At 42.8% G+C, this 13,416-nt stretch carries 18 protein-coding genes and 1 pseudogene; 1 reads left to right on the top strand and 18 read right to left on the bottom strand.

The genetic code is table 11. The features are described 5' to 3' along the window. The 5 genes and pseudogenes from B3X18_RS07500 to B3X18_RS07480 form a co-directional block, all read right to left on the bottom strand. Positions 1 to 819 (bottom strand): annotated as a pseudogene (locus B3X18_RS07500) (hypothetical protein); the annotation flags it as partial. Positions 820 to 977: 158 nt separating this feature from the next. Next, entirely contained in the window at positions 978 to 1,571 is a 594-nt protein-coding gene (gene rrtA, locus B3X18_RS07495) for a rhombosortase (RefSeq protein WP_034669923.1), read from the bottom strand. Positions 1,572 to 1,648: 77 nt separating this feature from the next. After that, positions 1,649 to 2,764, bottom strand: a complete 1,116-nt coding sequence (locus B3X18_RS07490; protein WP_005407233.1) for a hypothetical protein — start codon at positions 2,762 to 2,764, stop codon at positions 1,649 to 1,651. Positions 2,765 to 3,242: 478 nt separating this feature from the next. Beyond that, positions 3,243 to 3,629 carry a hypothetical protein gene (locus B3X18_RS07485; RefSeq protein WP_034429194.1) on the bottom strand — a complete coding sequence of 129 codons (387 nt, stop codon included), beginning with the start codon at positions 3,627 to 3,629 and terminating at the stop codon, positions 3,243 to 3,245. Then, positions 3,622 to 3,879: a succinate dehydrogenase assembly factor 2 gene (locus tag B3X18_RS07480; RefSeq protein WP_005018377.1), complete on the bottom strand. Its 258-nt coding sequence runs from the start codon at positions 3,877 to 3,879 to the stop codon at positions 3,622 to 3,624. The genes B3X18_RS07485 and B3X18_RS07480 overlap by 8 nt, the downstream gene beginning before the upstream one ends. A gap of 183 nt (positions 3,880 to 4,062) precedes the next feature. On the opposite strand from B3X18_RS07480, the gene B3X18_RS07475 reads away from it, so the two are divergent. Then, entirely contained in the window at positions 4,063 to 5,235 is a 1,173-nt protein-coding gene (locus tag B3X18_RS07475) for an acyl-CoA dehydrogenase family protein (protein ID WP_286935263.1), read from the top strand. 53 nt (positions 5,236 to 5,288) lie between these two features. On the opposite strand, the gene B3X18_RS07470 is transcribed toward B3X18_RS07475, so the two are convergent. The 13 genes from B3X18_RS07470 to rplF form a co-directional block, all read right to left on the bottom strand. Further along, complete coding sequence (locus tag B3X18_RS07470; protein ID WP_005407281.1) at positions 5,289 to 6,779, bottom strand: flavin-containing monooxygenase; 1,491 nt, start codon at positions 6,777 to 6,779, stop codon at positions 5,289 to 5,291. A 180-nt stretch (positions 6,780 to 6,959) separates the two neighbouring features. Further along, positions 6,960 to 7,337 (bottom strand): 50S ribosomal protein L17, encoded by a 378-nt coding sequence (rplQ, locus tag B3X18_RS07465; protein ID WP_005018373.1) that lies wholly within the window; start codon positions 7,335 to 7,337, stop codon positions 6,960 to 6,962. 18 nt (positions 7,338 to 7,355) lie between these two features. Beyond that, positions 7,356 to 8,363, bottom strand: a complete 1,008-nt coding sequence (locus B3X18_RS07460) for a DNA-directed RNA polymerase subunit alpha (RefSeq protein WP_005018365.1) — start codon at positions 8,361 to 8,363, stop codon at positions 7,356 to 7,358. A 17-nt stretch (positions 8,364 to 8,380) separates the two neighbouring features. Then, positions 8,381 to 9,004 carry a 30S ribosomal protein S4 gene (gene rpsD, locus B3X18_RS07455; protein ID WP_005018363.1) on the bottom strand — a complete coding sequence of 208 codons (624 nt, stop codon included), beginning with the start codon at positions 9,002 to 9,004 and terminating at the stop codon, positions 8,381 to 8,383. Positions 9,005 to 9,016: 12 nt separating this feature from the next. Continuing rightward, on the bottom strand, positions 9,017 to 9,403 hold the full coding sequence (rpsK, locus tag B3X18_RS07450; RefSeq protein WP_001040166.1) for a 30S ribosomal protein S11: 387 nt from the start codon (positions 9,401 to 9,403) through the stop codon (positions 9,017 to 9,019). A gap of 19 nt (positions 9,404 to 9,422) precedes the next feature. Beyond that, positions 9,423 to 9,779 carry a 30S ribosomal protein S13 gene (gene rpsM / locus B3X18_RS07445; protein WP_005018362.1) on the bottom strand — a complete coding sequence of 119 codons (357 nt, stop codon included), beginning with the start codon at positions 9,777 to 9,779 and terminating at the stop codon, positions 9,423 to 9,425. Positions 9,780 to 9,885: 106 nt separating this feature from the next. After that, positions 9,886 to 10,002, bottom strand: a complete 117-nt coding sequence (gene rpmJ, locus B3X18_RS07440) for a 50S ribosomal protein L36 (protein ID WP_000867907.1) — start codon at positions 10,000 to 10,002, stop codon at positions 9,886 to 9,888. A 20-nt stretch (positions 10,003 to 10,022) separates the two neighbouring features. Beyond that, a complete protein-coding gene (gene secY, locus B3X18_RS07435; RefSeq protein ID WP_171053907.1) occupies positions 10,023 to 11,342 on the bottom strand; it encodes a preprotein translocase subunit SecY in 1,320 nt (439 codons plus the stop codon). 45 nt (positions 11,343 to 11,387) lie between these two features. Beyond that, complete coding sequence (gene rplO, locus B3X18_RS07430) at positions 11,388 to 11,828, bottom strand: 50S ribosomal protein L15 (protein WP_005018359.1); 441 nt, start codon at positions 11,826 to 11,828, stop codon at positions 11,388 to 11,390. A gap of 3 nt (positions 11,829 to 11,831) precedes the next feature. Further along, positions 11,832 to 12,008 carry a 50S ribosomal protein L30 gene (gene rpmD / locus B3X18_RS07425; protein WP_005012961.1) on the bottom strand — a complete coding sequence of 59 codons (177 nt, stop codon included), beginning with the start codon at positions 12,006 to 12,008 and terminating at the stop codon, positions 11,832 to 11,834. A 6-nt stretch (positions 12,009 to 12,014) separates the two neighbouring features. Continuing rightward, positions 12,015 to 12,512: a 30S ribosomal protein S5 gene (gene rpsE / locus B3X18_RS07420; RefSeq protein ID WP_005018357.1), complete on the bottom strand. Its 498-nt coding sequence runs from the start codon at positions 12,510 to 12,512 to the stop codon at positions 12,015 to 12,017. A gap of 2 nt (positions 12,513 to 12,514) precedes the next feature. Further along, complete coding sequence (gene rplR, locus B3X18_RS07415) at positions 12,515 to 12,865, bottom strand: 50S ribosomal protein L18 (protein ID WP_005018355.1); 351 nt, start codon at positions 12,863 to 12,865, stop codon at positions 12,515 to 12,517. Positions 12,866 to 12,879: 14 nt separating this feature from the next. After that, entirely contained in the window at positions 12,880 to 13,413 is a 534-nt protein-coding gene (gene rplF, locus B3X18_RS07410) for a 50S ribosomal protein L6 (protein ID WP_005018353.1), read from the bottom strand. Between the last annotated feature and the right edge of the window lie 3 nt (positions 13,414 to 13,416).

Below are 13,416 nucleotides of genomic sequence, written 5' to 3'. Positions count from 1 at the left end.
AGGCACACTTAGAAATGCCAGACCTAAGCTGCCGCCTTCACGTGACGGATTAGGAGGCTTAAACAGATAGAACAAACTGATTAGACTTAATATACCAAACAGGGTAATCCACAGCCCATAAATAATCTGGATTTCCCGGCCAATTTCAACTCCGGCATTCATCATTGAATGATATTGGCTTAAAGCAGATGAAGTGAGTAAAAGATTCGCCGCCAGCATGAAGACCGAATATACTTTATAGTCAATTCGAGTAGCGGGGCTCCGCAAACCAATATGATGGGTTTTTAAAGTCGCGCTGATGGCAGAAAATACCACCATAATAACTAAAATTAGAGCACGGTTTTCGGTTCCAAATTGAAAAACTCCGAAAAATGAAGTTTCGACAGCCCGATATGTTCTGAGGGTACTGTGGTCATCAATATAGGTAACTGCCCGATCATGGAACTGATATTTTTCTTCACAGAGTTGCTGCCCTGCCAAGATCGAAGCTCTAACATCAGCTTCTGAAGCGGTGCCGAAAATATCAGCGAACTCATCTGCCGCATTGGCCTGCATCTGTTTTTGTACCTGTGCATCAATATCAGGATGACGTTCACAGGTTGGCTTTTCTGGTTCAGCCCGTAAAAACGAATATTGCATTCCACTTGCAGGATCGCCATACAGACGTTCTCCCATCCGTAGTAGTTGACCATGAATCATTTCACCGGTCCCAATCACCAGTGTAAGCAGTAACAAAACAAGAATAACAAAAGTGGAAATCCACTCTGTCCAGATATAGCTTAGGCGACCCAAGCCAGTTTGTTTTTGTGTTGGTTGCATGTTCTTTCCACTTTTATCCTGTGTTTATGCTTCAGCAATGCTTGGGCATAAAATTCTTTTTTTATTTCTTTAATGTGGATATATCCTTATCCACACTACGGTTACGCTATTTATGATGAAACTGTAAAAAGTAGTTAAATACGATCCTTGCTCTTTTTCTAAATTGCCGTGCCTATTTTAATTTTCCCCCTGCGGTATACCAGAGCAATTAAGGCCAATATAGTGCCCCAGAATACGCCTAGCAGATGAGCTTCAACCAGTACGGGACTGCCAATTAGCTCTGCTGTTCCCTGCTGACCTATTGTATTTTCCCAAAGTAGTTTGGCCAGTATCAGACTGAACACTAATAATGCAAATTTACGCTCTCTTTTATACTGGCTATAGATGACTGCGCCTGCTACATATAACCCATGCAAGACACCGGATAGACCTGCATAGGCTTCAACTGAGGGTAAAATATAATAAAAACTCAGGCTGATGAGTGGAGCCAAAACAATCAGCAAGAAAAAGAAATTGCGAATACGAATATAGGGAAAAATAAAAGGCAGACAAGAGAATGCCAGCATGTTCAGTAAATAGTGTATCCAGCCTACATGAACCCAGTGGGCAGACCATAAACGCCACGGCTCTCTAAATACAAGATCACGCCAATAAATAAAATAATCCGCATATACCTGTAAACAGGCTGAAATTGAGGCACAGCTTGCTATAAAAACTAGCTTCTTAATTAAATTCCAGTCGTTTATAGTCATATGCCCTTATACTCACCATGTTCAAATATAGGTAAATCCAGATTATGCTAACATCATGTTCTGCCCTTTCTGAACTTTTAATTGCCCTGTTTAGTTTCGTTTGGGGTATCTGATGCTTCGGCTTCTATATCGCTAGAGTCCTCCACGCCATTTGTATCTCCTCCTTCAAACAGGTCCTCTAGTTCATTACCAGATTGCTGCTCATCCCAGAAACTGCTCATCCCGCCTTCAGCAGTACGTACTCCGGTATTCTCAGTCCAGTAACGATCAGAAATGCCGCGAACCATCATTCCTGCCATCGTATCGATTAAACGGTAATCCGGATTGACCGGTTTGTCTTCAGCAAGTGAGGCATGATAAGTACGTAATGCTTCACGGATTTTATTATCATCACCTGATGCCTGTGCTGCGACTGCATATAATGCATGTGACATGCGCACGCCTTTTTGCTCTCCAATTTGCACCGATTGTTTTAAGGTTTGATACGGGTCGGGTTTACCATCACCTGAACCAGGCAACAGAGTCCAGATCACGGCGCGGGTCGCCTGCGGAGCGCCCCAGAACTTGTTATTATCCAGACAAGTCATGCCGCGCTCTACAATTGCAGCGATATCTTTAGGTACATTGGCTTCACCCCCCGAATTAATATCATTAGTCATGGCTTGCAAGCCGCTGATCATTCCCAGCAAATACACAGTCTGGTCTAGGTCACTACGCATGGTCGGACATGAGTCACCGAGAGTAGCTTTATGTTTTGCTTCCCAGCGCTCTGCAAATAGTTGATACGCTGTATACTGGCGCTGTGCAGCAGTTGCAGCCCAGCGTTTTTGCTCAATCCGGGCATCCTGTGCTTCGGTCACGTTACCACTTTTTGATGCACGCAAATAACGCAACTCGGCTTCAAGTGCCTGATTTTCCGCACACATGCCAGAAGCCGTGTAGAGCAACACAGCTATGCGGGTAGGATCTCCCCCCATATCTTTAGTCGCCATAATTGCAGGTGTTAAAGCATTACCAGAATTACAGACCATATCCGAATCATTCATAGCCAGTATTGGGGGCACAATGTGCCGCTCACTAAAGCCCAAGGCCAGATTTGTCCCAGACTTTACTGCATAAGAACATCCGGTAAATAAAGAACTTGCCATTACTGCGAGTGCCATGCCTTGGCCAATTTTTTGGACGTTTAACATTCTTCCTGTCCTCTTTTTAATTTTGTTATATCCATGAGTTAGCTCAACATATCAGATGCAAAATCTGAAGAGAAGAGTAATTACTCTAATTTTCACTGCAACTGTGCCAGTAAAAAGTACGATTAAATATGACCTGAATCAGGAAATTTAAAAAATTTAGGCAAAAAAAAGTAGCATTGCGACGGTTCAGCACATGCTACTTATTAACTGGACATATTCAGTGCAAACCCTACATTCAAATTCATTTGTAATTTTTTAAATTTGATGCAGCGTTTTAATCTAGTGTTATCTAAAAATGAAAGATATTAAAAACTACTTGTGAATCAATTTAACCTATATTTAACAACTAGACATGAAGAATTGTCAGACAAGTTAAAATTTTTATAATTTATTCGATAAACAGCAACTCACCTAATAATGGGATTAATAAATAATTTACATAAACAAAAAAGTAAATTAAAACAATATTTTAATATTATTAATACAGCTTGGCTAATATTTTTAATTTTTTCCAGTATACAAGAGACAATTGATCACTCCAGATAACCAAGGGTTTAACCTGATTTTTCTGAAAATAAATTACAATATAAAGTTGATGATCAATTATCTTTCGAATCACAACACGATCTAAGTGTTTGGCTTTAGAGAACTGAAGAGTCCATTCTTCAGCATCTAGATATTCAAAGCGTACAGGACGCGGCATTTTTAAAAATAAGCTATAACTTATCAAACCAATGACAGAACAGATTAGCCATAGCCCCAACGGTAGTAGTGAATAGAACAAAATCAGCAAACCGAGTAGTAAAGAAAGCTGAACCATAATAGCCATGCGGCTAGGTTTCAGCTTAAAACACTGCTTAACCATGGACATAATGTTTAAGTTTAATAATTAGCTGTTTCATCTCCGGACGTGGGGGTTCAGAAACCTCCATAAACCAGTCTAGAAGATCAGGGTCTTCCTGTGCGACGAGCTCGGCGAAGGTGGCTTTTTCTTCCGCATCAGCTTGTAAATAATATTGTTTTACATAAGGGTCAAAATATACATCAATTTCTTTTAGTCCCCGGCGTGCACGGTAAATTACTTTACGTTCTTCCAAAGTCATTTCTTCAGACATTTTCTATCCCCAAGTGAATAATTTCAGAATAGTTTAACTGATCCACTCTTAAAATTTGCAGCTTTTCCATAAAATGGCGAAAACCATCAATTTTTTGATGGTGATTGAGCATTTGGCCTATTGTACAAAAAAGCCGGGCTGTTTAGGTTTAAAAGAAAATATCACACAAGGATAAAACAAAAAATGCAATCTGCTGCTATTCGTCCGCTTGCACCCATGTTACCTAGAAATCTGTTTAATTCTGATCATGATGCATTTCGTGAGACTGTACGTAAATTTTATGAAAAGGAAGTCATCCCTTATACAGAACGATACGAGCAACAGCAGCATGTAGATCGTGATTTATGGAATAAAGCTGGAGCTCTGGGTCTGCTTTGCCCGACCATGCCAGAAGAATATGGCGGCGCTGGTGTAGACCGGCTTTATAGTATGATTTTGATTGAAGAACAGGCCTATGCGGGTGACTCAGCGACCGGTTTTTCTCTGCATTCTGATATTGTAGCGAATTATATTAATAATTTTGGTAATGAGAAGCAGAAACAGTACTGGCTGCCACAAATGGCTACCGGCGAAGTAGTAACTGCTATTGCCATGACTGAACCGGGTACTGGTTCTGATCTTCAGGCAGTACGTACCTCGGCGATACTGGATGGGGATGAATATGTCATCAATGGTTCGAAAATATTCATTACCAATGGTTATCTTTGCGATATGGCAATTGTAGTCTGTAAAACCGGGAACAGTGATAAAGGTTCAGCAAACCTGTCTCTGATTATGGTAGAGGCTGACCGTCCAGGTTTTAGCAAAGGTAAACCGCTCAATAAGATTGGTATGAAAGGCCAAGATACTTGTGAGCTATTTTTTGATAATGTCCGGGTACCTAAAGAAAATCTGCTGGGCATGGAAGGTATGGGCTTTATGATGCTCATGAAAGAGCTGGCATGGGAACGTATGCTGGTAGCAATCATTTGCCAAGCTGGTGCTGAAGCTGCATTTGCGCATACGGTACAATATACAAAAGAACGCAAAGCTTTCAGTAAACCGATAGCAATTTTCCAAAATACACGATTTAAGCTCGCTGAACTGCGTACAGAAATTGACATGGGCCGTACCTACCTGGACCGCTGTATGCAATTGCAACTTGAGGCACAATTAGGTATTGATGCAGCAGCAGCAGCCAAATATAAGCTTTCTGATATGTATTCAAAGGTCGTGGATGAATGTTTACAGCTGCATGGTGGTTATGGCTATATGCTGGAGTATCCAATCGCACGTGTTTATATTGATCACCGCGCTAACCGAATTTATGCCGGCACCAATGAAATCATGAAAGAGTTAATTTCCAGAACATTATAAAGTCTAAATTCTAATACTACAAAAGGAGCTTTAAAGCTCCTTTTTAATTGGGATTATGAAACCAGTTTAGGTTTACGTTCTAGCTGTTTATCACGTTTAGTAAATTGCAAGATTCCATCTTCAAAACCCGCCTGTTTCAGGGCTTTACGATCAGCCAGATAGTTATTAGTCACTTGCCAAGGTGCATGTTTCCCCTGCTTTGGAATTACATCGGCAGCGCGACGAATATATCCTGCGGACAGGCTACCCATCACAGTATCCTGTTCAATCTCACTATGATCGGTAGGCGCTATCACTTCATCGTAATGATGCTTATCCATATAATTAAGTAGTCGACAGATATACTCTGCCGCAACATCGACTTTTAAGGTCCAAGAAGCATTAATATAACCAATAATCATTGCCATATTAGGTACGTCACTGATCAGAATACCGTTGTATAGCATATGTTCTGAGGTATCTATCGGTTGACCATCTACAGTTCCCTGTATTCCACCCATAATCTGGATCTGCAAACCAGTTGCAGAGATAATAATATCTGCTTCCAGATGCTTGCCTGACTTTAACTGGATTCCTGTTTCAGTAAATTTTTCAATATGGTCAGTCTCGACACTGGCATGACCTTCACGCAAAGCTTTAAACAGGTCACCATCGGGCACTACACAAAGGCGTTGATCCCATGGGTTATAGCTTGGAGTAAAGTGTTTCATATCTACTTTACCTTTAAGCTGCATTTCGATCGATTTTAAAAGGAGCTTACGTACCAGTTTAGGTTGTTTCTGTGAGAGTGCATAGACTGCACGCTGCATACCAATATTACGTGCACGCGTCAGTTTATAAGCCATCTCTTCCGAAAGAAAACCACGCATTTTCTGATAAACAAAATCAATAGAAGGAATTGAAGCAATATAGGTAGGCGAACGCTGTAGCATGGTTACATGAGCCGCCCCCCCTTTCACCATAGAGGGTACGAGAGTAATAGCTGTTGCACCGCTACCTATCACAATGACTCGCTTGCCAGTATAGTCCAGCTTTTCTGGCCAATGCTGGGGATGCACCAAAGTACCTTTAAACTGGTGTTGTCCAGGGTACTCAGGCATAAAGCCTTCATCATAATTATAGTAACCGGTACAGCCGAGTAGAAAATTAGCGTACCAAGTCTGGTTCTGACCTTGCTGGTCTTCGATTTCCACTATCCAGAGTTTAAGGGCCGTATCATAATTCGCAGAAATTACTCGGTGTTTAAAATGAATTTTCCTGTCTAGGTGAAATTCATCCACAACCTCATGTAAATACTGGCGTATTGAGGCACCATCTGCCAGAATTTTGGCCTTACGCCATGGTTTGAAATTATAACCAAAAGTCGACATATCCGAATCGGAGCGGATACCTGGATAGCGGAATAAATCCCAAGTTCCCCCGATTCCTTCACGTCTTTCTACAATTTCAAATGAGCGCTGGGGGCAGTTTTTAGAAAGATGCGCAGCCAGGCCCAAGCCTGAAATACCAGCTCCTACAATTAGAACATCAATGTGTTTATCCATTTTATTGTTATAACCTTGTTGAACACGATTATTTTATTAAAACACAAAATTGACAATAGGCAATGTCAAGTTTATGCAATTTATCTATTTTTCTTATCAGTTGAGGACAATTTTACATTTGGCCAGACAATCAATAAAAAAAGGCCGGTTAAAAACCGGCCCTTTTTTGAATAATAAAAATTATTCTGCAGAAGCTTGAACTTCGCGATCTACAAGCTCTACATAAGCCATCGGTGCAGCATCACCTGCACGGAAACCAGCTTTAAGAACACGCAGATAACCGCCGTTACGTTCTTTGTAACGAGGGCCAAGAACGGTAAATAACTTACCAACAGTTGCTGCTGAACGAGTACGAGCAAACGCTAAACGACGGTTTGCTACAGTATCGTTTTTAGCTAAAGTGATTAAAGGCTCAGCAACACGACGTAACTCTTTTGCTTTAGGCACAGTTGTTTTAATCAACTCGTGTTCGAACAAAGAATTAGCCAAGTTTTGGAACATCGCTTTACGATGACTGCTTGTACGGCCTAATTTCACACCACTATTACGATGACGCATGGTGATAGTCCTACTTAATTAACGGCTACGATAGGCAAAACGATCGTCCATACGCAGACTAGCCGGTGGCCAGTTCTCTAAACGCATGCCGAGTTGTAAACCTTTCGATGCCAAAACATCTTTAATCTCAGTCAACGATTTTTTACCTAGGTTTGGAGTTTTAAGTAACTCAACCTCAGTACGTTGAACAAGATCACCAATGTAGTAAATATTTTCTGCCTTCAAACAGTTAGCAGAACGAACAGTTAGCTCTAGATCATCCACTGGACGAAGCAAAATTGGGTCAACTTCTTCGCGAGGTTCTTGAGCCACAGGTGCCTGATCTTTCTGAAGATCAACAAAAATTGCAATTTGCTGTTGCAAGATTGTTGCCGCTTTGCGGATTGCTTCTTCAGGATCAACAGTACCGTTGGTTTCAAGATCAATGATCAGCTTGTCAAGGTCAGTACGTTGTTCTACACGAGCGTTTTCCACTGTGTAGGACACACGTTGAATCGGGCTATAAGAAGCATCTAACTGTAAACGACCGACTGGACGGGTTTCACCTTCCGGGAAACGTGAGTCAGAAGTCTCATAACCACGACCTTGAGCAACCTTCAAGCGCATTTTAATTGAGCCTGAAGCACTTAGTGTACCAATCAAATGCTCTGGGTTAACCACCTCAACATTATGAGGTAAACGCAGGTCAGCAGCAGTAATATCGCCTGGACCTTGTTTTTCTAATGTTAAGTAAGCTTCGTTTTGATCGAACAGCTTAATAGACAATCCTTTTAGGTTCAGCAAGAGCTCGACGATGTCCTGCTGCAAGCCTTCTAAAGTACTGTACTCGTGCTCGACACCTTCTATCTCTACTTCAACCACAGCAGCGCCAGGCAAAGAAGACAATAGAATGCGACGTAAAGCATTACCTAGAGTATGACCAAAGCCACGCTCTAAAGGTTCCAGAATCACTTTTGCCGAGGTCCCGCTTACCGCTTCGACCTTGATCGCTTGCGGAGTTAGAAACTCGTTTGCAGTACGCGTCATTATTGCTACCTCAAGGATTATTTAGAATACAATTCTACAATCAAGCTTTCGTTGATTTCAGCAGGTAAATCAGAACGATCCGGCGCAGCTTTAAACGTACCTTCAAACTTAGAATGATCAACTTCAATCCAAGCTGGAATTCCACGTTGAGCAGCTAATTCAATTGCGCTTTTAATACGTAATTGTTGTTTAGCACCTTCATGAACCGCAATAACATCACCAGCTTTTACTTGAATAGAAGCAATGTTTACACGACGGCCATTTAAAGTAATGCTACGGTGACTTACAAGCTGACGAGCTTCTGCACGTGTAGAACCAAAACCCATGCGATAAACAACGTTATCAAGGCGGCTTTCAAGCAGCTTCAACAGGTTCTCACCAGTTGCACCCTTAACACGAGCAGCTTCTTTATAGTAATTACTAAATTGACGCTCTAACACACCGTACATACGACGTACTTTTTGTTTTTCACGTAATTGTAGTGAGTACTCAGATTGCTTAGCGCGAGATTGCCCATGTTGGCCAGGCGCTTTAGCATGTTTTTTAGTTTTGACGTCAAAAGGTTTAACGCCAGATTTAAGTTGCAGGTCTGTCCCTTCGCGGCGAGAGAGTTTGCATTTTGGACCAATATAACGAGCCATGAATGTTTCTCCTTACACGCGACGTTTTTTAGGTGGGCGACAACCGTTGTGAGGGATTGGCGTCACATCGGTAATGCTATTAATCTTATAACCCACTGCACCTAATGCACGAACCGCAGACTCACGACCAGGACCAGGACCTTTTACAAGGACGTCCAGGTTTTTCAAACCGTAATCCAAAGCTGCTTTACCAGCAACTTCAGCAGCTACCTGAGCAGCAAACGGAGTTGATTTACGTGATCCACGGAAGCCTTGTCCACCTGAAGTGGCCCAAGCCAGTGCATTACCTTGACGATCGGTAATAGTCACAATGGTGTTATTAAAAGACGCGTGAATGTGTGCAACACCTTCAGAGACGGTACGAGTGACCTTCTTGCGTGTGCGAGTATCTTTAGCCATCTTTTAGCTTCCAGAAATCTTACTTTTTAATCGGTTTGCGCGGACCTTTACGGGTACGTGCGTTAGTTTTGGTGCGTTGACCGCGGACAGGCAAGCTACGACGATGACGAAGACCACGGTAGCAGCCTAAATCCATTAAACGTTTAATGTTCATGGAAATTTCGCGACGTAAATCACCTTCGGTTGGAACCTTGGCAACTTCTGCACGAATCGCATCAAGCTGAGCATCATCCAATTCACGGATCTTGACAGTCGGTGTGATGCCTGCAGCAGCTAAGATATTCTTAGCAGTGTGGCGACCGATACCAAAGATATACGTGAGGGAGATAACAGCATGCTTGTTATCCGGAATGTTTACACCGGCAATACGAGCCATTCACTTTCTCCAAAAAGGCAGTAGAGATAATCAACCGCCCCACAAAAATCTTGAGGGGCGGATATTAACCTAATTAGCCTACTGAAATCAACAGGTCTTGATCAGATTAACCTTGACGCTGCTTATGACGAGGTTCAGCGCTGCAAATCACGCGGATAACCCCATTACGACGGATAACTTTACAGCTACCACAAATTTTCTTTACAGAAGCTTGTACTTTCATGATGAAACCTCTAAGTGCGCTTATCCTTTAGGATGAGCAGTCGTTTTTCTCATTAAACTCTGGTTGTCATACTGATGCGAAGTCAGATGAGCCTGAAGCTGGGCCATAAAGTCCATGACAACCACTACCACGATGAGCAGGGAGGTTCCGCCTAAATAAAACGGAATACCAAATGAACTTTGCAATACCATCGGCATCAAGCAGATCACTGTAATATACATCGCACCGATGAAGGTCAGACGATTGAGAATATGATCTAAATAACGAGCAGTTTGCTCACCTGGGCGAATACCAGGCACGTAAGCTCCGCTGCGTTTTAAGTTTTCTGATACTTCTTTTGGACTAAAAACAAGTGCCGTATAAAAATAGCAGAAAAAGATAATTAACGCACCAAAGAGCACCAAATACAAAGGCTGTCCAGGCGATAATACAAGAGCCAAGTCTTGAAGACCACGTTTGATCATCCCTGCATTTGGATCAGCACTCCCTACCCACTGGCCCAAGCTTGCTGGAAACAGCAGCAAAGAGCTGGCAAAAATTGCCGGAATAACGCCTGCCATATTAATTTTTAATGGCAAGTGGGTTTGCTGAGCAGTAAATACACGACGGCCCTGCTGTTTTTGTGCATAGTTTACTGATATGCGGCGTTGGGCCTTTTCGATAAATACAATTGCCGCCAGCACCCCAAGTGATAACAAGCCAAAAATGACCAAGCCAATCAGGCTGGTCTGGCCGCTATCTACAGATGAAAGCGATTGCATAATCAGATTAGGTAAACCTGCTACAATACCTGCAAAAATAATCATGGAAATACCATTACCAACACCACGTTCGGTAATCTGTTCTCCAAGCCACATCAAAAACATGGTCCCTGCAACCAGAGAGGTTACAGCCGGTACATAAAAAGCCAAACCTGAAGTTAGGGTAATCCCCTGACCAATCAAGCCGGCACACATGCCGGTTGCTTGCACTAAAGCCAGCAACAGCGTACCTTGCCGTGTGTACTGATTAATCTTACGCTTACCTTGCTCGCCTTCTTTTTTCAAGGCTTCAAGACTTGGAATCACGGTTGACATCAACTGCACAATAATCGAGGCAGAAATGTAGGGCATGATTCCAAGCGCAAGGATAGACATTCGCTCTAATGCCCCACCTGAAAACATATTAAACAAACCAAGGATCGTACCTTGGTTTGCATTGAATAGGTTTTCGAGCGCAGCATTATTAATGCCTGGTACTGGAATATGCGCTCCTAGCCGAAAGACCAACAATGCGCCGATCAGAAACATCATTCGACGAATAATTTCACGGTATTTCACATGAAAAGGTTGACCTTTCATCATGTTAACATGACTTGAAGAACCAGGAGACATAGACACTAGCGATTACTCCTCGACTTTGCCACCAGCAGCTTCGATAGCTGCTTTAGCGCCGGCAGTCAATGCAACACCTTGTACAGTGAAAGCACGAGTAATTTCACCAGAAAGTACGACACGAGCACGCAACATATCTTTACGTACTACATTCGCTGCTTTTAAAGTTTCAAGTGAAACAATATCACCTTCAACTTTAGCAAGTTCAGACAAACGTACTTCAGCAGTTTTTAAAGCGATTTGGCTAGTGAAGCCGAATTTAGGCAAACGACGGTAAAGTGCAGTTTGACCACCTTCGAAACCTGGACGTACACCACCGCTCTTACGTGATTTTTGACCCTTGACACCACGGCCACCGGTCTTACCAACGCCAGAACCGATACCACGGCCCAGACGACGGTTTTCACGTTTAGCACCTTCCGCAGGTGCAAGTTCATTTAAACGCAGAGTCATGGCTTATTCCTCTACACTAACCATATAGTAGACTTGGTTGATCATACCACGGTTAGAAGGCGTATCTTGCACTTCTACAGTATGACCAATACGACGCAGACCTAAACCTTTCAGGCTCAGCTTGTGATTTTTCAAGCGGTGCGATGAAGATTTAGTCTGGGTAACTTTAATCGTTTTCATGACTGATTACCCTTGAATTTGTTCTACTGATAGACCACGTTTCGCAGCAACTTTCTCAGGAGTAGTCATGTCACGCAAACCGTTAAAGGTTGCATTTACGACGTTTGCAGCGTTAGTAGAACCATAGCATTTCGTCAATACATTACGCACGCCTGCTGCTTCAAGAACAGCACGCATAGAACCACCAGCAATTACGCCAGTACCTTCTGATGCAGGTTGCATAAATACACGGCTTGCGCCATGACGAGCACGAACTGGGTGTTGCAGAGTACCATCGTTAAGTTCGATAGTGATCATGTTGCGACGAGCAGCTTCAAGTGCTTTAGAGATAGCAGCTGGAACTTCACGTGCTTTACCACGACCAAAACCTACACGACCATTACCATCACCCACAACAGTTAATGCTGTGAAAGAGAAGATACGACCACCCTTAACAACCTTGGCTACACGATCAACGGCAACCAGCTTTTCAACGAGACCTTCGTTTTGTTCAACTTTCGCCATGATTAGAACTCCAAGCCGCCTTCACGGGCAGCATCAGCCAAGGCTTTGATACGACCATGATATTTAAAACCAGAACGGTCAAATGCAACTTTAGTAACGCCAGCTGCTTTAGCTCGTTCCGCGATTAAAGCACCCACTTTAGTAGCTGCTTCAACATTACCGGTAGTACCACTACGCAGAGAGGCATCTAAAGTAGAAGCTTGCGCTAAAACTTTGCCACCATCTGCTGAGATAACTTGAGCATAGATGTGACGCGGAGTGCGGTTTACACACAAACGAGTCGCACCCAATGCACGAATGTGCAAGCGTGTGCTTTTCGCACGACGCAAACGGGATTGTTTCTTTTCGTTCATCAGAACCTCGCGCCTTATTTCTTCTTAGCTTCTTTACGAAGTACAACTTCATCCGAATAACGAACACCTTTACCTTTATACGGCTCAGGTTGACGATATGAACGGATGTCAGCAGCTACCTGACCTAACAACTGTTTATTCGCAGATTTAAGTACGATTTCAGTTGCAGTAGGAGTTTCTGCAGTTACGCCTTCAGGAAGGGAATAATCGATTGGGTGAGAATAACCAAGGTTCAGGTTGACAACGTCACCTTTAACCGCAGCTTTATAACCAACACCGATCAGTTGCAACTTGCGTTCGAAGCCTTCGTTAACACCTTTTACAAGGTTATTTAACACAGCGCGAGCAGTACCAGCTTGCATCCAAGCGTCTTTCGACTCTTTAACTGGAGCAATATGAAGCTGACCTTCTTCCTGTTTTAGCTCGACCAGCGCATGCAGGTTGAAAGACAAGTTACCTTTTGTGCCTTTCACTTCGACCTGCCGGCCGTTCTGAGTAACTGTAACACCGTTAGGTACAGTTACTGGGGCTTTAGCCACACGAGACATGAG

Source organism: Acinetobacter sp. UBA6571 (assembly GCF_002434085.1).
Taxonomy (GTDB): domain Bacteria; phylum Pseudomonadota; class Gammaproteobacteria; order Pseudomonadales; family Moraxellaceae; genus Acinetobacter; species Acinetobacter radioresistens.
Note: the sequence above shows the minus strand (reverse complement) of the source record. Positions and strands in the feature narration are given on the sequence as shown.